Here is a 21245-nt window from a genome sequence, read left to right on the forward strand (position 1 = left end):
TCAGCGGCCCGCCGTCACGGTCTCGCCGACGGTGTGCTCGATGCGCTGCAACGCCTCGCCGACCTTGCCGGCGTCCGAGCCACCGCCCTGGGCGAGGTCGGGCTTGCCGCCACCGCCGCCACCCAGGGTGCTAGCCGCGACCTTCACCAGGTCGCCCGCACGGATGCCCCACTCGCGCGCGAGCGGGTTCGTGCCGACCACGACGACCGGGCGGCCCTTGGACACGCCCGTCACCGCGACGACCGACGGCGCGCCGTCGCCCAACCGGCCACGCAGGTCCAGGACGAGGCCACGGACCTCGTCCCCGCTGAGCTCACCGGCGTCGTGGCCGATGTAGCGGACGCCGAACACGTCCTTGGCCTGCCCGACGAGCTCGCCCGCCTGCGCGAGCACGTGCTGCTGCCGCAGCTCGGCGACCTGCCGCTCGGCGTCCTTGACCCGCTTCAGCAGGTCGCCCACCCGGTCCTTCAGCTCGCCCGGCTGCGCCTTGACCAGCTGGCTCAGCTCGGCGACCAGGGCGCGCTCGGCGGCGAGGTAGCGCAGGGCGTCCATGCCCACGAACGCCTCGACCCGGCGCACACCCGAACCGACCGACGACTCGCCCGTGAGGGTCAGCGCGCCCACCTGCGAGGAGTGCTGGACGTGCGTGCCACCGCACAGCTCGCGTGACCACGGGCCGCCGATCTCGACCACCCGGACCTGCTCGTCGTACGTCTCGCCGAAGAGGGCGAGAGCACCGAGCTCACGGGCCTGCGGCAGTGTCATGTACGCCGCGGACACCGGAAGGTCCCGGCGGACCGCGGCGTTGGCGACCTCCTCGATCTCGCTGCGGGTCTCGGCGGACAGCGCCTGGTTCCAGGCGAAGTCCAGGCGCAGGTACCCGGGCTTGTTGTAGGAGCCGGACTGCAGCGCCGACGGCCCGAGGACCTGGCGCAGCGCCGCGTGGACCACATGGGTGCCCGAGTGCGCCTGGCACGCCGAGAGCCGCCACTCCGGGTCGACCTCGGCCTCCACCGTCGCGCCCTTGAGCAGCGCGCCCTCCTGGACCTCGACGGTGTGGACGATCAGACCCTTGACCGGCCGCTGGACGTCCAGCACCTTCAGCAGCGCGCCGTCGGCCCGGATCACGCCCTCGTCGGCGATCTGACCACCGGACTCGGCGTAGAACGTCGTGCGGTCCAGGACGACCTGGCCGGTGCTGCCCTGCCCGAGCTCCTCCACGAGCGCCCCGTCGCGCACGAGTCCGCTCACGGTCGCCTCGCACGACAGCGCCTGGTACGCCTGGAAGTCCGTCGCGCCGGCGGCGCTCAGCTCCTTCCAGACCTCGGTGCTGCCGTGGCCGGCCTTCTTCGACTTGGCGTCCGCCTTGGCGCGGTCGCGCTGCTCCTGCATCAGCCGGCGGAAACCGGGCTCGTCGACCTGGACGCCCTGCTCCCCCGCCATCTCCAGGGTCAGGTCGATCGGGAAGCCGTACGTGTCGTGCAGCTGGAACGCCTGCGCACCCGACAGCTGCGCCGGCGACTGACCGCCAGTGGAGGCCTGCGTCTGCTTCGCCCGCGTCACGGCGGTGTCCAGGATGGTCGTCCCCGACACCAGCGTGCGGCGGAACGCGTCCTCCTCCGCGTACGCGATCTGGCTGATTCGCGCGAAGTCGGCCTCGAGCTCGGGGTAGGACGCCTTCATCCGGTCCTTGCTCACCGGGAGCAGCTCGGGCAGCGCCTTGTCCTCGTAGCCGAGCAGACGCATCGCCCGCACCGCTCGCCGCAGCATCCGCCGCAGGACGTAGCCGCGTCCCTCGTTGCCCGGCGTCACTCCGTCGCCGATCAGCATCAGCGAGGAGCGGACGTGGTCGGCGACGACGCGCAGGTGGACGTCGTCGGGGTGGCTGTGCGCCGCGTCGTGCCTGGAGTGGACGCCGTACTTCTTGCCGGTCATCTCGGCCGCACGGTCCAGGACCGGGAAGACCTCGTCGATCTCGTACAGGTTGTCGACGCCCTGCAGCAGGCTGGCGATGCGCTCCAGGCCCATCCCGGTGTCGACGTTGCGCGCCGGCAGCTCACCCGCGACGTCGAAGTCGGCCTTGCTGCGCACCTCGGACAGCTCGAACTGCATGAAGACGAGGTTCCAGATCTCCATGTAGCGGTCCTCGTCGACCGCCGGTCCGCCCTCGACGCCGTAGTCGGGGCCGCGGTCGAAGAAGATCTCCGAGCTCGGGCCGCCCGGACCGGCCACGCCCATGTGCCAGTAGTTGTCGTTCTCGTCGCGGCGGGTGATGCGGTCGGCCGGGATGCCGATGACGTCGCGCCAGAGGTCGAACGCCTCGTCGTCGTCCTTGAAGACGGTCGGCCACAGCCGCTCCCCGTCCAGGCCGTACCCGCCGTCGGACTGCGAGGTGGTGAGCAGCTCCCAGGCCATCTCGACGGCCTCGCGCTTGAAGTAGTCGCCGAAGGAGAAGTTGCCGTTCATCTGGAAGAACGTGCCGTGCCGCGAGGTCTTGCCGACCTCCTCGATGTCGCCGGTGCGGACGCACTTCTGCACGCTCGTCGCGCGCTTCCACTGCGGGGTCTGCTGCCCCAGGAAGTACGGCTTGAACGGCACCATCCCGGCGTTGACGAACAGCAGGTTGGGATCGTCGTAGATCAGCGGGGCGCTCGGCACCACGCTGTGGCCGGTGCTCTCGAAGAAGCGCAACCAGCGGCGGCGGATCTCAGCGGTTTCCATCAGAGGTGTTCCTTGTCTTTCGCGCGCACCGGTGTGCGCGGCCGACGCACCAGGCGATCGGCGAGGGTCAGTGGGTCGAGGGCAGGGCCGTGGGGCCCGGAATAGCTCGCTCGACCACCCGGGTGAGGACACCCGTCAGAACACTCACCTGTACTCCCTCACAGCTCACCTGTCGGCTGACACGTCGATGCGCACGACCCTACCGTCGAGGGCCGTGCGCACCGACACGAGTTCCGGGTGGATCAGGATCAGGCCGAGGTGTTCTCCAGGCTCGTGGCCAGGTCGTCCTTGATCTCCGGGAAGTGACACGCGATCTGGTGACCCTGGCGCGCGCCGCTCTTGATCTCCAGCAGCGGCTCCTCCTGGGCACACACGTCCTGCGCCTTCCAGCAGCGGGTCCGGAACCGGCAGCCGCTGGGCGGGTTGATCGGGCTCGGGACGTCGCCCTCGAGCCGGATCCGCTCCTTGCGCTCGGCACCACGGACCACGTTCAGGTCCGGGGCGGCCGACAGCAGCGCCTGGGTGTACGGGTGCTGGGGCGCCTCGTAGATGTCCGACCGGTCGCCGATCTCCACGATCTTGCCGAGGTACATCACCGCCACCCGATCGCAGAAGTGCCGGACCACGCCGAGGTCGTGCGCGACGAAGACGAACGCGAGGTTCAGCTCCTTGCGCAGCTTCTCGAGCAGGTTCATCACCTGCGCCTGGATCGAGACGTCCAGAGCCGAGACCGGCTCGTCCGCCACGATCAGCCGCGGCTCGACCGCCAGCGCCCGGGCGATGCCGATGCGCTGGCGCTGGCCACCGGAGAACTCGTTCGGGTAGCGGTTGACGTGCTCGGGGTTGAGACCGACGAGCTCGAGGAGCTCTTGCACCCGGTCCTTGCGCTTGTTCTTCGGGACCAGGTTGTGGACCTCCAGCGGCGTACCGATGATCGTGTTCACCGTCTGGCGCGGGTTCAGCGACTGGTACGGGTCCTGGAAGATCAGCTGCATGTCGCGGCGCATGCTGCGCAGCTGACGCTCCTTGGCCTGGCCGATCTCCTTGCCGTCGAACTTGATCGATCCCGAGGTCGGGTCGATCAGGCGAGTGACCAGACGACCCGTGGTCGTCTTGCCGCAGCCGGACTCACCCACGAGTCCGAGCGTCTCGCCGGGCGCGACGTCGAAGGACACGCCGTCCACGGCGCGCACCTGGTTCGTCGTCGGGAACAGGCCGGTGTACTCCTTGACCGGGTAGTGCTTGACCAGGTCGGTGACCTCGAGCAGTGGCTCGCGGGTGTTGTCCCGGCGCGGGTGGACCACCGTCTCGGAGGTCTCGGTGCTTGCTGTGCTCATCGTGCTCACTCCAGGGTCGAGGCGATCTCGGCATCGAAGATGCCAGCCGGGTCGGCAAGGTGGCAACGGGACCGGCGCGTGGTGTCTCCAGCACGCACCTCCAGACCCGGCAACTCCTTGCTGCACAGCCCTCCCGGCACGCGGTCGGAGAAGTCGCACCGCGGGTGGAAGGAACAGCCTGACGGGAGGTTGATGAGCGACGGCGGCAGACCGCGGATCGTCCGCAGGTTGCCACCACTCGCCGACAGCTTCGGCACCGACCCGAGCAGACCCCAGGTGTAGGGGTGACGTGGGTTGGCCAGCACCTCGTGCGCCGTGCCGTGCTCGACCGCGCGACCGCCGTACATCACCATGACGTCGTCCGCGACCTCCGCGACGACCGCCAGGTCGTGCGTGATCAGGACGATAGCCGAGCCGAACTCGCGCTGCAGGTCGTTCAGTAGGTCCAGGATCTGCGCCTGCACCGTCACGTCCAGAGCGGTCGTGGGCTCGTCGGCGATCAGTAGGCGCGGGTCGTTGATCAGGCCGAGCGCGATCATGGCGCGCTGACGCATACCACCGGAGAACTCGTGCGGGTACTGCTTGGCCCGCCGGTCCGGGTTCGGGATGCCGACGCGGTCGAGCATCTCCACCGTCCGCGTCATCGCGACCTTCTTGGACACCTTGTGGTGGACCAGGTAGGCCTCGGCGATCTGGTCACCGATCTTCTTGAACGGGTGGAACGAGCTCTGCGGGTCCTGGAAGATCATCGCCGCCGTCGAGCTGCGCAGCTGCCGGATCGTCTCCTGGGACGCACCCACCAGCTCGGTGCCGTCCAGCACGATCGAGCCGCTGATGCGGGTGCGCCGCGGGTCGTGCAGACCCATGACCGCCATGCTCGAGACGCTCTTGCCGGAGCCGGACTCGCCGACGATGGCCAGCGTGCGGCCCATGTCCAGGGAGTAGGTCAGGCCGTTCACGGCGTTGACCAGGCCGTCCGCGGTCGGGAACTGCACCTGGAGGTCGTTGACCTCCAGGATCCGCTCCCGGCCGGACTCGGCTACGGGGGTGGCAGGAAGGGCGCTCATGACAGCTTCACGCGGGGGTCCACCAATCCGTACAGGAGATCGACGAGCAGGTTCAGGGAGACGATGATGACCGCTCCCACGACCACGACGCCGGCGATGACCGGCAGGTCGCTGGTGTCGAACGACGTGAGCGCCAGGTTACCCATGCCCTGAAGGCCGAAGATTCGCTCGGTGAAGATCGCGCCCCCGAGCTCGGCGGCCACGGCCAGCCCGAGCAGCGTCAGGAACGGTGCGATACCCGCGCGCAGGGCATGAGAGATCGCGATCTTGCGCTCGCCGAGACCCTTCGAGCGGGCCGTGCGGATGTAGTCCTGGTTCTGCACATCGATCATCGAAGCACGGACGTACCGCACGTAGTTGGCGGAGAGGACCGTGCCGTAGAAGAGCCAGATTCCCAGCAGGCCGGTGAACCAGGTGAAGGGGTTGTCCAGGATCGAGGTGTACTTCGCCCGTGGGATCAGCCCGTAGTAGACCATCGCGTAGAGGAAGAACAGCTGAGCCAGCACGAAGTAGGGGATCGACGTGACGAACTGCGACACGCCGACGATCACTCTGTCGAGGGGTTTCCCTCGGAAACGCGCGGCGATCATGCCGAACAGGATGCCGAGCGTGCTGTAGACGACGATGCCGCCGATCACGATCGACACCGTGACGGGGAAGGCCTGCTTCACCATGTCCGTGACCGGACGGTTCTGCACGTACGACCAGCCCAGGCACGGGGCGTCGCACTTCTTGCCGCCCAGGTCGTTACCCGCGACCAGACCCTTGGTGTAGGTGACGAACTGCTCGGTCTTGGGCTTGTTCAGACCGAGGTCCTTCTCGATCTGGACGATGCGGTCAGGTGTGCACTGGCGACCGCAGAGGGCTCCCGCCGGGTCGCTCGGCCCGAGGAAGAAGATGCAGAACGTCGCGACGATCGCGGCGAGCAGCACACTAAGGCCGAGCAGCACTCGGCGGAGGATGTAGACAAGCACCTCGATGACTCCTGTCGTGGTGACAACGGCGGGGCCCGCCAACGGGTGGCGCACCGTCGCTGGGACGGATGCGCCACCCGGGGGCGGGGGCCGGCCGCGGCGTCAGAGCCGCGGCCGACCCGATCCGGCTGAACCTGTGATCAGCCGACCCAGATGCTCGGGAAGTCGCCGATGCCCTGGTTGGGGTCGATCACGACGTTGTGCACCTTGGAGCCGAAGATCATCGAACCCTTGGAGTAGGCGTTCGGGACGAGCGGAACGTACTTCTGCAGGATCTTCTTGTCCAGCGCCGTCCACTTCGCGCCCTGCTCGGCGACCGGGAGGTTGGCGATGTCGGCCATCTCCTTGTCGAGGGCCTTGTCGCGGATGTTGCCGGCACCGCTGTTGTTCGGGAGCGTGCTGTTGAACAGCGGCGGGTAGATCGAGTCACCCTGCGGCCAGTCGTAGCACCAGCCGGTGTTGACACCCTGGCCCAGGTTCACGGGCGCCTTCGGGTCGCGGACCTTCTTGCGACGCTCGGTCTTGGAGACGCCGATGGCCTTGACCTTGAAGCCGGCCTTGGTCAGCTGAGCGACCTTGACCTTGTTGACGTTCTTGGCGGCCTCGTCGTCGTTGCTGTAGTAGTACGACAGCTCGAAGTTGAGCTTGCCGGCCGCCTGCAGCATGGCCTTGGCCTTGGCCGGGTCGCCCTGGCCCTTGCCCGGGAACTCCGGCAGGTTGAACTTGGTGAAGCCCGGGACCTGCGGCGCACCGATCGTGCCACCGGGGCTGTAGTCGAACGGCGTCTCGCCGGCGGCCTGGTGGATCTGGTCGATCGGCCAGGCGGCCGCTACGGCCTTGCGCACCTCGAGCGGGATCTTGTTGACGTCCATCGTCGACCCGTTCCAGTTGACACAGTTCGACGGGCCGGACGCGACCTGCTTCCGCTTGGCGCCCAGGGCCTGCTGCAGCACTGCCGCGTTGACACCGTCGTACGTGAGGCTCGTCTGGTCGATGCCGTTGTCCGCCATGATCGCCTTGGCGGTCGTGGCGGCGTCCTTGCCGAAGTTGAACTGGATGGTGTCGGGGTACTGGTGACGCGCCGGGTCGCTCGCGGCGTCCCAGTTGGTGTTCTTCACCAGGGTCAGCGAGGAGCCCTTGGTGTAGCTCTGCACCTTGTACGGACCCGTGGCAGCCCACTTGAGCTGGTAGTTGGTCTTGGTGTCCTTGGCCTTCGGGATGGCGCCGAACATGGTGAAGGACGCGAAGTAGGACAGCGTCTCGAACTTGCGGGCCAGGTTGATCGTGATGACGCCCTTGGCGTCGTCGGCCTCGACACCGGAGTAGGTGTCACCCGACTTCCACGGACCCTTGTACTTGTCGCCGTCCTTGAAGTAGTCGATCTGGAAGGTGGGACCACCCGGCAGCTCCTCGGTCGCGAAGGACCGCTTGATGCTGTAGGCGACGTCCGAGGCCTTGATCGGGGTGCCGTCGTCGTACTTCAGGTTCGGCTTGAGAGTGAACTTCCACTGCAGGCCGTCCTTCGACTTCTGGCCCAGGTCGGTCGCCATGTCCGGCACGAGGACGGACTTGCCACCCTCCATGCGGTAGGCAGTGAGCGTCCGGGTCGTCAGCTTCATGATCGCGGCAGTGTCTTGGTAGTACTGCGTGGACGGGTCGGTCGACTCCGGCGTGACGTCGGAGTTGAAGGTCAGCGTGCCGCCCTTCTTGGCACCCGCGATCTCCGGGGCGGGACCCTTGACATCAGGCCTCTGGCCCGCGCTCGCCGGGACCTTCTCGTACGCGTCGCCGAGTGCGGTGTTGCTCGCTCCGGCGTCGTTGTTGCTGTTGGTGCCGCTTGAGCCGCTGCCACCGCAGGCCGCCAGGGAAAGCGTGCCCGCCGTTGCCAACGCCACGACCGTGGTCCAGCGCATGCTGATTCTCCTTCTTGGGTCCCTCCCGAGCACGATGCCGGGAGTGGTCTGTGTGATGAGAGTGATGAAGCTCGGATGGCGCCTAGCGCCGGGTCTGAGGGTTGAACGCATCGGAGACCGCGTCACCGAAGAGGCTCAGCGCCAGGACCAGCAGCGACACGCTGATGGTCGGGATCCACATCCAGATCGGGTAGGAGTCGAAGAACGTCACGCCCTGGCTGATCGTCTGGCCCCAGGAGTAGGTGGGGTCCTTCAGGCCGACGCCGAGGAAGGACAGTCCTGCCTCGGTAGCGATGAAGGCCGGGATCAGGATGGTCAGGTTCACGATCATCGGGCCGGTGAGGTTCGGCAGCAGTTCTCGCATGACGACGCGCTTCGTCGGCATGCCGAGCGACCGGGCCGCCTGGACGAACTCCCGCTCCCGCAGCGAGAGCACCTCACCGCGGATGAGTCGGGCGACCGTGGGCCACGTGAAGAGCACCAGCACGCAGATCAGCACGATGAACCGGATGGTCGACTCGCGCCCCTCCTCGATGAAGCCGGAGCTGTCCGGGTTGCCGAAGCGCTGCAGCGCGATCGGCACGATGCCGATGGCCATCAGCAGGAAAGGCAGGGAGAGCAGGAAGTCGACGATCCAGGACACAACGGTGTCCACGACGCCGCCGAGGAACCCGGCCAGCAGGCCCATCGTCACGCCGACGACCATCGTGAGCGCGGACGCGGCGATACCGACGACCAGACTCGGCCGGGCGCCGTAGGCCCACTGGTAGAAGAGGTCCTCACCGGTGCGAGCCTTCACGCCGAACGGGTGGTCGGCGTTGGACTGGAAGCTGGCGAGCCCGGTGAGGGGGTTGACCTGATCCAGGTGCAGCTGGTCGTCCACGCCGGCAATGCTGACCAGGACCGGGGCGAGGATCGCGACGAGCACGAAGAAGCCGATCACGAACAGGCAGGCGATGGCCACCTTGTCCTTGCGCAGCCGCTCCAGAGCGATCTGGGTCGGCGACTTGCCCTCTCGAGGGGCGGGCCCGGGGGCCCGCTCGTCGGCATCAGCGACCATCGTCGCTTCGGTGCCTGCTCCCAGAGACATTCATCCTCCGTTGACGTCGCGGCGGCGGTGTTCGCCGTCTGTCGTGGGGGCCCGTCGGACCCGAGACCATCTGACGCCGGTCGGCGCCACCCGCAGAAATGTGCCACACGCCCCGATGGTGTCCATCCCCGTACCCAGCACGGACACCCAATCGTTACCTTGCCTGCGGAACCGCTCACGAGCGCCGCGGGCGAGGAACGCCGCGTCGCCCCGCACCCTCTCGACCAACCGTCGCGAGCCGTCCTCCATTGGTTCTCCACGACTCGAAAGACGTTGTCCTGCAACAGGATTCGGCAAGCACGGGAAACGTGTACGCCTTCCAGTGCAGGATCGAGGACCGGCGGCGTTCCGGGGTGAACGCGGGAGGCGCTCCGGGCCGGTCCGGCCGGGGGCGCCCGCTCGCTCGGAGACCGGGCCGTGACCTGGGAGGCCCGTTCGTGATCTGGGACGCCGATCCGTGACCTCGGCCCGAGGTCAGTCGACCCAGATCTGCGCCATGTCCGGCCACCCGCGGTTCGGGTCGTTGACCACGTTGTGCACCTGGGAGCCGAACAGGTAGTTCGCCTTGCCGTAGCTCACCGGCAGCGCCGGGATGATGTCCCGGGCCAGCTGCTCGTCGAAGTCGCCCCACTCCGCGCCCTGCACGGTGACGGGCATCGAGGAGATGCGCTTCATCTCGTCGTCCAGCCGGCTGTCGGACAGGAAACCGACGCTCTGGCCCGACTTCAGGACGGTGGTGCTGAACAGTGGCGGGTACACCGAGTCGCCGGTGGGCCAGTCGTAGCACCACCCCGACGGTCCGTTCTGGGTGTTGGCCACCGCCCCCGAGGTGTCGGAGCGCTTCTTGCGGATGACGTCCTTGGACACCCCGATGTCGCGGACCTGGAACCCCGCGCGCTCGAACCGCTGCTTGAGTACGGCGTTGGCCTGGGCTTCCTGGCTGTCGTCGTTGACGTAGTAGTACGTGAGCCTGAACCCGATCTTGCCGGCGCCCTCGAGGATCTGCTTGGCCGCGACCGGGTCCCCGTCCCCCTGACCGGTCAGACCGTTGGGCGGTGTGTAGCGCTGGAAGCCCGGCACCTGCGGAGCGATGTAGGACGTCGCCGGGGTGGCGGACAGCGACGTGTCGCCGCTCGCCCGACGTACGAGGTCGTACGGGTAGGCCTTGGCGATCGCCTTGCGCACGACCAGCGGGACGGTCCGGGTGTCGATGGTGAAGTAGGTGACGCACGGGTCGGGGCCGGTGACCAGCCGGTCGGCGGCGTGGTTCTTGACCCGGTCGACCAGGCCGGCGTCGACGGGGTCGGTGGTGACCGTGGTGCGGCCGGTGCCGTTGCCGTCGAGGACGTCGCGCTGGGTGGTGACGACGTCGGCGCCGAACCGGAAGACGAACGCGTCGACCAGCTGCCGGCGGGCCGGGTCGGAGGCGGCTTCCCAGGCCGGGTTCTTGCGCAGGCGCAGCGTGTTCTTGCTGTAGGTGTCGAACATGTACGGGCCGGAGGCCAGCGGGTTGGTGCCGTACTGGGTCTTGGAGTCCTGCGTCTGCGGGATCGGCGACATCTGGGGGAAGGAGGCGTAGTAGGGGAAGGACTCCCACTTCTTGGTGAGGTGGAAGACCACCGTCCTGTCGTCCGGTGCCTCCGCGCCGGTGAAGGGTCGCTGGTCCTGGAACGGCCCGTGGTAGTCCTGGCCGCCCCGGAAGTACTCGACGTTGTAGGACGGCCCGTCCGGCAGCTCCTCGGTGGCGAACGACCGCTTCGTCGCGTACACGATGTCGGCGGCGCGGATCGGCGAGCCGTCGGCGTACTTCAGCCCCGGCTTGAGCGTGAAGGACCAGGTGAGCCCGTCCGCGGACTGGCGGCCGAGGTCGGTCGCCAGGTCGGGTACGAGCACCGACTGCCCGTTCTCCACCTTCCAGGTCGTCAGGCTGCGCACGACGAGCTGGCTGAGGATCGAGCTCGCGTCCCGGTAGTAGGCGCGCGTCGGATCGAACGACTCCGGGACGTTCGCGAACGCGAGGGTGAGGGTGCCGCCCCGGTGCGCACCGGCCGGGAGAGGCGCAGGTCCGACGGCCTGCGGGTCGAGCTGGGCGGATGCCTGCTCGACGTGCTCCGGCTCCTGGGCCGGCGAGCCCGACTCGTCACCGCAGGCCGCGAGGGCGAGGGACGATGCGACAGCGAGGGCCATGACCGCGGTCCAGCGCATGGACGAACAACTCCTTGGTGAGCCTGAGATCCCCTGGCGGCCCGTACGGAGCGGATGGCGTCCCCGGGCACCTCACGGCCCAACGGACCGCGACCACGCGCCATGGTAAAGGTTCGGTCGACGGCCGGTCAGCGAAAGGTCAGTTCTCCGGTGGCCGCCCGCGGATCGTGCGGCGCGCCGCTCGCCAGCGGGGCCCGATCGTGCTCTCCCAGCCCCGGTCGGTCGGCTGGTAGTAGTCGGCGTCCTCGTTCAGGTCGTCTGGGAGGAACTGCTGCTCGCCCACCCCGCCCGGCTCATCGTGCGAGTAGCGGTAGCCCTTCCCGTGACCGAGGCGGTCCGCACCGGCGTAGCCGGACCCGCGCAGGTGCACCGGGACCGCTCCCCCGCGGCCGGCCCGTACATCGGCGATGGCGGCGTTCACGGCGGCGTACGCGGCGTTCGACTTGGGCGCGATCGCGTTGTGGACCACGGCCTGGGCCAGGATGATCCGCGCCTCGGGCATGCCGATCTGCGCGACGGCGTGCATGGCCGCGACCGCCGTCTGCAGCGCCGTCGGGTCGGCCATCCCGATGTCCTCGCTCGCCGCGATGACGATGCGCCGCGCGATGAACCGGGGGTCCTCCCCCGCCTCCAGCATCCGCGCCAGGTAGTGCAGGGCGGCGTCCACGTCGCTGCCGCGCATCGACTTGATCAACGCACTCGCCACGTCGTAGTGCTGGTCGCCCGCACGGTCGTACCGGACGGCGGCCGTCGCCACCGCCTGCTCGACGTGGGCCAGCGTGATGGCCAGCGGTGGCTCGCCGCCGGCGTCCTCGGCGACGCCCGCCGCCGCCTCCAGCGACGTGAGCGCCGTCCGTGCGTCTCCCCCGGCCATCCGGACCAGGTGGCCCCGGGCCTCGTCGTCCAGGGTGAAGCCACCGGCGAGGCCGCGCTCCTCGACGACCGCCGCGTCGACCAGCCCCGCGACGTCGTCGTCGTCCAGGGACGTGAGCCGGACCAGCATCGAGCGCGACAGCAGCGGCGCGATGACGCTGAAGGACGGGTTCTCGGTGGTCGCGGCGACCAGCACGACGAGCCGGTTCTCGACACCCGGCAGCAGGGCGTCCTGCTGCGCCTTGCTGAACCGGTGGATCTCGTCCAGGAAAAGGACGGTCTGCCGGCCGTACAGGTCACGGTTGCGCGCCGCCTGGTCCATGACGGCGCGGACGTCCTTGACACCGGCGTTGATCGCGGACAGCTCGACGAACGTGCGGTCGGACGCGGTGGCGACCAGGTGCGCCAGGGTGGTCTTACCGGTGCCCGGCGGGCCCCACAGGATCGCCGACACCGGGCCGGCCGCACCGCGCGCACCCTCGACCAGCCGCCGCAGCGGGCTGCCGGGACGCAGCGCCTCGGCCTGACCGCGGACCTCGTCCAGGGACCGCGGACGCATCCGCACGGCGAGCGGGGGCGTGCCGGCCTCCCCGGCGCCTGCCTCGCCGGACGCCGAGGCGAACAAGTCTTCTGCAACCACGCGGTCACGCTAGCCGTCCGGCCGGACGGTCACGCCGCAAGGGCACCGAGCCGGTCGGGCATCAGTTCGCAGGCCATTTCCGGATCCGGAAATCTCCTTGATGCACCGCTATCAAATTCGCAGCATCAGAGGTGCGAAGTCAGAGGCGCTCATGCGCTTCTCGCCTGATGGAGGTTGAGAATGAAGACAATGACCCGTTTGTCCGGCATCGGTGCAGCTGCCGTCATGATGACTGGCGTGGGAGCGGCTCTTGCCCCTCACGCGAGCGCGTCGGTGGCACAGACCCCGGTCGCCCAGGTGCAGATGGTGCCTCCGGGCGAGTACTGCACCTCGTACACGTCATCTCGCCCGGAGCTCAACCCTGGCGCGACGGGTGCGGCCGTGCGAAAGATGCAGTGCCTGATCAACAACTGGCGCGGTTACTGCGCGCTGACCATCGACGGCAGCTACGGACCTGGGACCAAGGAGCAGGTCCTGGCATTCCAGAGGAAGTACACGCCGACTGACGTGGATGCCAGCGTCGGCAGCCGGACCTGGGATGCCCTCTACCGCTTCAACACGCCGGTGAAGCTAAGCTGCTGAAACACGCGGCGTGTGGACGCCTTTCGGTCCGTCCACACGCCGCGCGTCAGCACGCTCGACCTAGGCACGGCGGGCGCGACCACACCGCGAGGGCACCGAGCCGGTCGGGGCCGGCCAACCGTAGTCCGCGGGCGCGTGCTGTGATCGCTGGGTGGAGCCCATCGTGATAGCGGATAAGGACGAGCTGCTGCGGCACACCGGCGACGACCCGTTCATCCGGTACGACGTCCGCCGCCTCCCGGGCCATCCGCCCGTACGCCTGGGGCGGGCCGCCGCCGTCGTCAGGCTCCCGATGATGCGACGCTCACCGCACCTGACCGTGATCGGCCCGCCGGACGACGTGGACGCGCTGCTGCGCTGGTACGCGGAGCACGGCGTGCCGGAGGGGGTGCGCGGCGTCTCGGTCGACCAGGCGCACGAGTCTGTCCTGCTGCGTCACTTCGCGGTCGACGGGGGCGGCGACTGGGACTGGATGTGGACCACGAGGGAGCCGCAGGTCGTCCCTCAGGAGAGCGACCTGGTGCCGCTCGACGACGATCGCGACGCGGCGGACATCATGCGGCTCAACGAGATCGGGAGTCCCACGGCCGAGTCCCTGCCTGGCCAGGGGGTCACCGAGCACTGGATCGGCCTGCGTGAACGCGGCGAGCTGATTGCCGCCGCCGCGGTCCACCGTACGAGCGGCGGCGCCCAGCACCTGACCGGCATCGTCGTGCACCCGCACCACCGCGGCCGCCGCCTCGGCCTTGCCATGACGGCGCACCTCACCCGGCGCGCCGTGCGGATGGACGGCGTGTGCACCCTCGGGATGTACAGCGACAACGACCGTGCCCGGGCGCTGTACCCCGGTCTGGGGTACGCGGTCGCCCACGCCTGGGCCAGCCGCCGGCTGGCCTAGACGACGATGCCGTGCCGCGCGAGCAGCGCGCGCAGACCCGACACGCCTGCTGCGGGATCGTGCCGTTCGGCGACGATGCCCAGGGCGGCCGCGGACTCGACGTTCGTCAGACTGTCGTCGATGAAAAGCGTTGCTGCAGCGGCCATCCCGAGATCGTCAAGTACCCGGCGGAAGTACTCGGGCTCCGGCTTCATCGCCCCGACCTCGCTGGAGTAGTAGGTGCGGTCGAAGTGCGCGTCGTACCCGAGGGTCTCCCGCATCAGCGCAACACGGTGGTCCTGCTGGTTGGTCGCGAGGACGCACTGGACCCCCTGCGCACGAACGCGGTCGACGAGCGCGAAGGCGTCGGCGTCCACGTGGACGTCGTCCCAGAGCGCGAGCACCTCGTCGGCAGAGACCGACAGCCCACGCTGCTCGAGCAACCGCTGGATGACCGGCCGGAACGGCTCCTCGCCTCGCAGCGGGCCCTTCTCGGCGGCGAACAGCGCCTCCGCGAAGCCGGGTCCACCGATCGCTTGCAGCCGCTCCGGCCAGGACGCCGCCACCTGCTCGCCGGCGTGCCCGGGGGCCGGGTGGCCGTGCTGCAGGACGCCGTCGGCGTCCCACAGCACGGCCCTGATCGGTGCGGTCATCAGCTCTTGACGGGATTGACCTCGTCGGCACCCAGCGGCGCGGGCGCGGACTCCGCGGGCTTGGCGTCCACGCCGGCCTCCTTGCGCTGCTGTGGCGTGATCGGCGCCGGGGCCGCGGTCAGCGGGTCGTAGCCGCCGCCCGACTTGGGGAACGCGATGACCTCGCGGATCGAGTCGGTGCCCGACAGCAGCGCGCAGATGCGGTCCCAGCCGAACGCGATGCCACCGTGCGGCGGAGCGCCGAACTGGAAAGCGTCCAGGAGGAACCCGAACTTCTCCTGCGCCTCCTCCTCGGACAGCCCCATGACCTTGAAGACGCGCTCCTGGATGTCCTTGCGGTGGATACGGATCGAGCCGCCGCCGATCTCGTTGCCGTTGCAGACCATGTCGTACGCGTAGGCCAGTGCCGAGCCGGGGTCGGTGTCGAACGTGTCGACGAACTCGGCCTTCGGCATCGTGAACGCGTGGTGCACGGCGGTCCACTTGCCGGACCCGACCGCGACGTCACCGGAGGCGACGGCGTCTGCAGCGGGCTCGAACAGCGGCGCGTCCAGCACCCACAGGAACGACCAGGCGTTCTCGTCGATCAGCTCGCAGCGTCGGCCGATCTCCAGCCGGGCCGCACCCAGCAGCGCGCGCGAGGACTTGGTGTCGCCCGCGGCGAAGAAGATGCAGTCGCCCGGCTTCGCGCCGACGTGGGTCGGCAGGGCGGCCTTCTCGGTGTCGGAGAGGTTCTTGGCGACCGGGCCGGTCATCTCCCCGTCCTCCTGGATCAGGACGTACGCCAGGCCCTTGGCGCCGCGCTGCTTGGCCCATTCCTGCCAGGCGTCGAGCTGACGACGCGGCTGCGAGGCGCCACCGGGCATGACGACGGCGCCGACGTACTCGGCCTGGAACACCCGGAACGTGGTGTCCTTGAACAGGTCGGTGCACTCGGCGAGCTCGTTGCCGAAGCGCAGGTCCGGCTTGTCCGACCCGTAGCGCGCCATTGCGTCGGCGTACGTCATCTGCGGGAACGGCGTCGGGATGTCGACGCCGATGGTGGCCCACAATGCCTTGGCAATCGCCTCGCCGAGCTCGACGACGTCCTCCTGCTCGACGAACGACATCTCGATGTCCAGCTGGGTGAACTCCGGCTGCCGGTCGGCGCGGAAGTCCTCGTCACGGTAGCAGCGCGCGATCTGGTAGTAGCGCTCCATCCCGGCGACCATGAGCAGCTGCTTGAACAGCTGCGGGCTCTGCGGGAGGGCGTACCAGCTGCCGGGCGATAGCCGCGCCGGCACCAGGAAGTCGCGGGCGCCCTCGGGCGTGGAGCGGGTCAGCGTCGGCGTCTCGATCTCGACGAAGTCACGCTCGGCCAGCACCGTACGGGCCGCGGCGTTCACCTTCGACCGCAGCCGCAGCGCGGCACCCGGCTCGGGGCGGCGCAGGTCCAGGTAGCGGTACTTCAGCCGGGCCTCCTCGCCCACCGTGACGCGCTCGTCGATCTGGAACGGCAGCGGCGCGGAGGGGCTGAGCACCTCGATCTGGTCGGCGACGACGTCGATCTCGCCGGTCGGGAGGTCGGTGTTCACGTCCTTGGCGTCGCGCGGGGTGACCGTGCCGACGACCTTGATGCAGTACTCGTTGCGCAGGCCGTGCGCGGCGCCGGTGAGCACCTCGTCGCGGGCCACCACCTGGACGACGCCACTTGCGTCGCGCAGGTCCAGGAAGGCGACGCCGCCGTGGTCACGGCGACGGGCCACCCAGCCGGCGAGGGTGATCGTGGAACCGGCGTCGGCGGCGCGGAGCGTGCCGGCGTCGTGCGTGCGGATCATGGAACGTCCTTTCGGGTCAGGTCCCGGAAGGCCGCTTGCGAGGGCCGCCTTCCGAGAAGGCAGCCCGGGAGGTGTGGGCGGGGGCCAGATCGCGGTGCCACCACACCTTCGTCGAGGAGTCCTCGACCTCTCGTCGGTACGCCGGACGCGCGGTCGTCGGCCGGGCCTGCTCCGGCCCTGGCGGGTCGTCACTCCGCCACCGACGACGCGCATCAGTCTACGGGGTTCGCGACGGTCGCCGGAAACCCGTTTGGCCGATCGCGCCCGCCTCAGGCCATCTCCCCGTCGAGGTAGACCCAGCGGCCCGCGCGCCGGACGAACCGGCTGCGTTCGTGCAGCTCGCCGGGCCCGGCGTCGCTCTCGTACGACGCGGTGAACTCCACGACGCCCTCCGGCTCGCCGACCCGGCCGTCCCGCACGCTGTGGATCTGCAGGGCCCGCCACCGCGTCTGCTCCGGCTCGAAGACGTCCGGGGGTCGCGTCCGCGGGTGCCAGGACCGGAACAGGTAGTCGGCGTCGCCCACCGCGTACGCCGAGTACCGGGCCCGCATCAGCTGCTCGGCGGTCTCCGCCTCCGCCTCACCGCGATGGAGCCGCCCGCAGCACGCGTCGTACGACGTCCCGCTGCCGCACGGGCACGGTCCACCGGTCGCGAAGACGCTCATGTGTCCATCCTGCCCGGGCGTCGGGGCCGACCCTTCGCCCGGGCAATCTTCCGCATTCGGGGCGCCTGCGCAAACGGCGTTCCGGGGCCGCCTCCAGGCTGCGCACACTGGGCGGGCCAGGGTCGGGCTGCACGCGGATCCGGAGGAGGAGACGGGCACCCGGTCAGGGCGTTCGTCACCTGCCACCGCGTCACCGGAGGATCACCATGACAGCTCGCCGCGTCCGTCCCCGTACCCGATCCGCCGTGGCGATGCTCGCCGCCGCAGGCATCGCCCTCACTGTCGGCCAGGTCGCAGCACCGAGCGCGAGCGCCGCCACCGCGCCCCGCCCGGTCGCCACCGGTCTGGACAACCCACGCCACCTGGCCTTCTCGCCCGACGGGACGCTGTACGTCGCCGAGTCGGGCCGGGGCGGCAGCGGTCCCTGCTTCGGCGGCGCCGAGGGCAGGGTCTGCCTCGGTGCGTCCGGCGCCGTCACCGCGGTCCACCGCGGCGCCCAGCGCCGGGTCGTGACCGGGCTTCCCTCGCTCGCCGGCGCCGACGGCAGCTCGGCGACCGGTCCGGCGGACCTCTCGCTCACCGGCAACCGGAACATCACGATCGGCATCGGCCTCGGCGGGACGACGGCCGTCCGCGACTCCCTCGGCTCCGGAGCCAGATGGCTCGGCACGCTCGTCAGCGGCCGGCTCGCCCCGAAGCCGCGGCTCTCCGTGCTCGCCGACGTCGCCGGCTACGAGAACTCCGACCCCGACGGCGCCGGGGTCGACTCCAACACCTCCGGCCTGGTGCGCGTCGGCAACGCCTACGCGGTGACCGACGCCGGGGGCAACGACCTGGTGCGGTTCGGCAAGCACGGCCGCTCCTCGACGCTGGCCGTCTTCCCGGAACGCCTGGTCGACGCCCCGCCGATCCCCGGCCTGCCGCCGAAGATCCCCATGCAGGCCGTCCCGACCGGCGTCGCGGTCGGCGCCGACGGCGCGTACTACGTCAGCCAGCTGACCGGGTTCCCGTTCCCGCCCGGCGCCTCCACCATCTGGCGGGTCGTGCCGGGACGCGCGCCCCAGCCGTACGCCACGGGGCTCACCAACGTCACCGACCTCACCTGGGACCACGGCTCGCTCTACGCCGTCCAGCTCGCCGACGGGGGCCTGCTCGCCGCGGACGGTCTGCCGATGGGCTCGCTGCTGAAGGTCGGCCGCGGGTCCGCCCACTCGACAGTGGCGGGCAACCTGCCGGCTCCGTACGGCGTCGCGGTGCGCGGCGGGACGGCGTACGTCACCACCTGCTCGGTCTGCGCAGGGGGCGGCTCGGTCGTCGCGATCCCGCTGCGCTGAGCCGGTCCGGCCGGTGACAGGGACCGTGTCACCCGCACCGGCCGGGTCCCCGGCCGTCTCACCACCGGGCCGGCTCGGCGCGCCCGGAGGGCACGGCTCTACCCTGGCCGGGTGTCCAAGGTCCTGACTTCTCTCCCTGTCGGTGAACGTGTCGGCATCGCCTTCTCCGGCGGTCTCGACACCTCGGTCGCGGTCGCGTGGATGCGGGACAAGGGCGCCGTGCCCTGCACCTACACCGCGGACCTCGGCCAGTACGACGAGCCCGACATCGGCTCGGTCCCGGGCCGCGCCGGCCAGTACGGCGCCGAGCTCGCCCGGTTGGTCGACTGCCGTGCCCCGCTGGTCGAGGAGGGTCTGGCCGCCATCGCCTGCGGTGCGTTCCACATCCGCAGCGGCAGCCGCGTCTACTTCAACACCACGCCGCTCGGGCGCGCGGTGACCGGCACCCTGCTCGTACGCGCCATGCAGGACGACGGCGTGTCGATCTGGGGTGACGGCTCGACGTTCAAGGGCAACGACATCGAGCGGTTCTACCGGTACGGCCTGCTGGCGAACCCCGCCCTGCGCATCTACAAGCCGTGGCTGGACGCCGACTTCGTCACCGAGCTCGGTGGCCGCCAGGAGATGTCGGAGTGGCTGGTCGCGCACGACCTGCCCTACCGCGACAGCGCGGAGAAGGCGTACTCCACCGACGCCAACATCCTGGGTGCGACGCACGAGGCGAAGACCCTGGAGCACCTGGACACCTCGCTGGAGACGGTCGAGCCGATCATGGGCGTCCGGTTCTGGGACCCCGCCGTGGCGATCGAGCCCGAGGACGTGACGATCCGGTTCGAGCGCGGTCTGCCAGTGGCGATCGACGGCCGTACGTTCGACGACGTGGTGGCCCTCTTCACCGAGGCGAACGCCATCGGCGGCCGCCACGGCCTCGGCATGTCCGACCAGATCGAGAACCGCATCATCGAGGCGAAGTCCCGGGGCATCTACGAGGCGCCGGGCATGGCGCTGCTGTTCATCGCCTACGAGCGGCTCGTCAACGCGATCCACAACGAGGACACGATCGCGTCCTACCACGCCGACGGTCGCCGGCTCGGGCGGCTGCTGTACGAGGGTCGCTGGTTCGACCCGCAAGCGCTGATGATCCGCGAGTCGCTGCTCCGTTGGGTGGCCTCGGCCGTCACCGGCGAGGTGACCGTCCGGCTGCGTCGCGGTGAGGACTACTCCGTCGTGAACACCACCGGCCCGGCGTTCTCCTATCACCCCGACAAGCTGTCGATGGAGCGCACCGAGGACGCCGCCTTCGGCCCGACGGACCGCATCGGGCAGCTGACGATGCGCAACCTCGACATCGCCGACACCCGCTCCAAGCTGGAGCTGTACGCCGCACAGGGCGGGCTGACCGAGCGGGACACGCGGCTCGTCGGCGAGCTGAGTCCTGGTGGGGCAGAGGTGATCTCGGCCAATCCCGAGGTCGAGTCCGACGAGGACGATGCCCTCGACCGGGCCGCCATCGACTTCGGCGTCGACTGACGCCTCCGGGCGGGCTCACCGAAATCCGGGTGCGGGCGCCGTCCCCGGGTCGTTCACTGTGCTCATGGAGCTCACCGACGGTCTCACCTCACGTCCCCTCCGCCTCGACGACGCCGGGGCCGTGACGTCCGTGATGGCGGCGCAGGAGATGCACGACGTCGGCCAGGTCGTGATCGAGGAGGCCGACATCGTCGGCGACTGGCAGCGGCCCAGCTTCGACGTGTCCGCGAGCACCGTCGGCGTCTTCGACGGCGACGAGCTGGTGGCGTACGCGGAGTACTCCGGAGGCGACCGCGGCGACGCGGCGGTGGCGCCGGCGTACCGGGGCCGCGGGCTGGGCACGCAGCTGGCCCGGTGGATGCAGGAGCGAGCCCGCACCGCCGGCGCGGATGTGGTCAGTATGCCGGTGCCGCAGGGCTCGGCCGGCGACCGTCTCCTGGAGGCGCTCGACTACCGGGAGAGGTGGACCAGCTGGATCCTCACTCTGCCCGAGGGCGTGGACATCGAGCCGCAGCCGGTGGCGGCCGGCTACGTGGTGCGCGAGGCGGACCCGGTCGAGTACGAGCAGGTGTGGCAGGTCGTCGAGGACGCGTTCCTGGAGTGGTCGGAGCGCGAGCGGGAGACCTTCGAGGACTTCTGCGCGCGCGTGACGCAGCGTCCCGGCTTCGCTCCCTGGTGCCTGCGCGTCGTCGTCGACCGAGACGACGTGGTCGTCGGGTGCGCCTGCGTCCACCTCGATGGTGAGACCGGCTACGTCGACCGGCTCGCCGTCCGACGCGATCAGCGGGGGCGCGGGTTCGCCCGAGCGCTGCTGGTGGACGCCTTCGGGGTCGCCCGGTCCCACGGCGCGACCGTCTCGGAGCTGTCGACGGACTCCCGTACGGGCGCGCTGGGGTTGTACGAGCGCGTCGGGATGACGGTCACCGGCACCTGGGTCAACCGCGCGGCCGACCTGTCCGACGACTGA

16 protein-coding genes are annotated in these 21245 nt (G+C 69.9%); 5 read left to right on the top strand and 11 right to left on the bottom strand.

Annotation, left to right across the window (positions count from 1 at the left end; genetic code table 11):
• The 8 genes from alaS to P4R38_RS08005 form a co-directional block, all read right to left on the bottom strand.
• Positions 1 to 2721, bottom strand: a complete 2721-nt coding sequence (alaS, locus tag P4R38_RS07970) for an alanine--tRNA ligase (RefSeq protein ID WP_277191790.1) — start codon at positions 2719 to 2721, stop codon at positions 1 to 3.
• Positions 2722 to 2969: 248 nt separating this feature from the next.
• Entirely contained in the window at positions 2970 to 4058 is a 1089-nt protein-coding gene (locus tag P4R38_RS07975; RefSeq protein WP_277191791.1) for an ABC transporter ATP-binding protein, read from the bottom strand.
• 5 nt (positions 4059 to 4063) lie between these two features.
• Positions 4064 to 5125, bottom strand: a complete 1062-nt coding sequence (locus P4R38_RS07980; protein WP_277191792.1) for an ABC transporter ATP-binding protein — start codon at positions 5123 to 5125, stop codon at positions 4064 to 4066.
• Positions 5122 to 6099, bottom strand: coding sequence for an ABC transporter permease (locus P4R38_RS07985; RefSeq protein ID WP_277191793.1), 978 nt, complete (start codon positions 6097 to 6099; stop codon positions 5122 to 5124). Before P4R38_RS07985 ends, P4R38_RS07980 begins: the two co-directional genes overlap by 4 nt.
• A 140-nt stretch (positions 6100 to 6239) precedes the next feature.
• The gene (locus P4R38_RS07990) at positions 6240 to 8012 is read right to left on the bottom strand and encodes an ABC transporter substrate-binding protein (protein ID WP_277191794.1); all 1773 of its coding nucleotides are present in this window, start codon (positions 8010 to 8012) and stop codon (positions 6240 to 6242) included.
• A gap of 82 nt (positions 8013 to 8094) precedes the next feature.
• Positions 8095 to 9102, bottom strand: a complete 1008-nt coding sequence (locus P4R38_RS07995) for an ABC transporter permease (protein ID WP_277191795.1) — start codon at positions 9100 to 9102, stop codon at positions 8095 to 8097.
• A 474-nt stretch (positions 9103 to 9576) separates the two neighbouring features.
• Positions 9577 to 11307 (bottom strand): ABC transporter substrate-binding protein, encoded by a 1731-nt coding sequence (locus P4R38_RS08000; protein WP_277191796.1) that lies wholly within the window; start codon positions 11305 to 11307, stop codon positions 9577 to 9579.
• 139 nt (positions 11308 to 11446) lie between these two features.
• Complete coding sequence (locus P4R38_RS08005) at positions 11447 to 12820, bottom strand: replication-associated recombination protein A (protein ID WP_409201248.1); 1374 nt, start codon at positions 12818 to 12820, stop codon at positions 11447 to 11449.
• A 180-nt stretch (positions 12821 to 13000) separates the two neighbouring features.
• Between P4R38_RS08005 and P4R38_RS08010 the strand changes: the two genes are divergently transcribed.
• On the top strand, positions 13001 to 13402 hold the full coding sequence (locus P4R38_RS08010; protein WP_277191797.1) for a peptidoglycan-binding domain-containing protein: 402 nt from the start codon (positions 13001 to 13003) through the stop codon (positions 13400 to 13402).
• A 163-nt stretch (positions 13403 to 13565) separates the two neighbouring features.
• A complete protein-coding gene (locus P4R38_RS08015; protein ID WP_277191798.1) occupies positions 13566 to 14300 on the top strand; it encodes a GNAT family N-acetyltransferase in 735 nt (244 codons plus the stop codon).
• Here the strand turns inward: P4R38_RS08015 and P4R38_RS08020 are convergent.
• The 3 genes from P4R38_RS08020 to P4R38_RS08030 all read right to left on the bottom strand — a co-directional run bounded on the left by P4R38_RS08020 (position 14297) and on the right by P4R38_RS08030 (position 17414).
• On the bottom strand, positions 14297 to 14932 hold the full coding sequence (locus tag P4R38_RS08020) for an HAD family hydrolase (protein ID WP_277191799.1): 636 nt from the start codon (positions 14930 to 14932) through the stop codon (positions 14297 to 14299). The two genes, P4R38_RS08015 and P4R38_RS08020, sit on opposite strands and share 4 nt — an antisense overlap.
• Positions 14932 to 16749: an aspartate--tRNA ligase gene (gene aspS, locus P4R38_RS08025; protein ID WP_277191800.1), complete on the bottom strand. Its 1818-nt coding sequence runs from the start codon at positions 16747 to 16749 to the stop codon at positions 14932 to 14934. Before aspS ends, P4R38_RS08020 begins: the two co-directional genes overlap by 1 nt.
• 269 nt (positions 16750 to 17018) lie before the next feature.
• Positions 17019 to 17414 carry a YchJ family protein gene (locus P4R38_RS08030; RefSeq protein WP_277191801.1) on the bottom strand — a complete coding sequence of 132 codons (396 nt, stop codon included), beginning with the start codon at positions 17412 to 17414 and terminating at the stop codon, positions 17019 to 17021.
• A 206-nt stretch (positions 17415 to 17620) separates the two neighbouring features.
• Between P4R38_RS08030 and P4R38_RS08035 the strand changes: the two genes are divergently transcribed.
• The 3 genes from P4R38_RS08035 to P4R38_RS08045 all read left to right on the top strand — a co-directional run bounded on the left by P4R38_RS08035 (position 17621) and on the right by P4R38_RS08045 (position 21245).
• Positions 17621 to 18748, top strand: coding sequence for a ScyD/ScyE family protein (locus P4R38_RS08035; RefSeq protein WP_277191802.1), 1128 nt, complete (start codon positions 17621 to 17623; stop codon positions 18746 to 18748).
• 111 nt (positions 18749 to 18859) lie between these two features.
• A complete protein-coding gene (gene argG, locus P4R38_RS08040; RefSeq protein ID WP_277191803.1) occupies positions 18860 to 20278 on the top strand; it encodes an argininosuccinate synthase in 1419 nt (472 codons plus the stop codon).
• Positions 20279 to 20342: 64 nt separating this feature from the next.
• Positions 20343 to 21245: a GNAT family N-acetyltransferase gene (locus P4R38_RS08045; protein WP_277191804.1), complete on the top strand. Its 903-nt coding sequence runs from the start codon at positions 20343 to 20345 to the stop codon at positions 21243 to 21245.

Source organism: Luteipulveratus flavus (genome assembly GCF_029439465.1).
Classification (GTDB): domain Bacteria; phylum Actinomycetota; class Actinomycetes; order Actinomycetales; family Dermatophilaceae; genus Luteipulveratus; species Luteipulveratus flavus.

Bases quoted from the DNA above. Each gene is read 5' to 3' on its own strand.
- alaS (WP_277191790.1), bottom strand. From the start codon at position 2,721: ATGGAAACCGCTGAGATCCGCCGCCGCTGGTTGCGCTTCTTCGAGAGC.
- P4R38_RS07975 (WP_277191791.1), bottom strand. From the start codon at position 4,058: ATGAGCACAGCAAGCACCGAGACCTCCGAGACGGTGGTCCACCCGCGC.
- P4R38_RS07980 (WP_277191792.1), bottom strand. From the start codon at position 5,125: ATGAGCGCCCTTCCTGCCACCCCCGTAGCCGAGTCCGGCCGGGAGCGG.
- P4R38_RS07990 (WP_277191794.1), bottom strand. From the start codon at position 8,012: ATGCGCTGGACCACGGTCGTGGCGTTGGCAACGGCGGGCACGCTTTCC.
- P4R38_RS07995 (WP_277191795.1), bottom strand. From the start codon at position 9,102: ATGTCTCTGGGAGCAGGCACCGAAGCGACGATGGTCGCTGATGCCGAC.
- P4R38_RS08000 (WP_277191796.1), bottom strand. From the start codon at position 11,307: ATGCGCTGGACCGCGGTCATGGCCCTCGCTGTCGCATCGTCCCTCGCC.
- P4R38_RS08010 (WP_277191797.1), top strand. From the start codon at position 13,001: ATGAAGACAATGACCCGTTTGTCCGGCATCGGTGCAGCTGCCGTCATG.
- P4R38_RS08020 (WP_277191799.1), bottom strand. From the start codon at position 14,932: ATGACCGCACCGATCAGGGCCGTGCTGTGGGACGCCGACGGCGTCCTG.
- aspS (WP_277191800.1), bottom strand. From the start codon at position 16,749: ATGATCCGCACGCACGACGCCGGCACGCTCCGCGCCGCCGACGCCGGT.
- P4R38_RS08030 (WP_277191801.1), bottom strand. From the start codon at position 17,414: ATGAGCGTCTTCGCGACCGGTGGACCGTGCCCGTGCGGCAGCGGGACG.
- P4R38_RS08035 (WP_277191802.1), top strand. From the start codon at position 17,621: ATGACAGCTCGCCGCGTCCGTCCCCGTACCCGATCCGCCGTGGCGATG.
- P4R38_RS08045 (WP_277191804.1), top strand. From the start codon at position 20,343: ATGGAGCTCACCGACGGTCTCACCTCACGTCCCCTCCGCCTCGACGAC.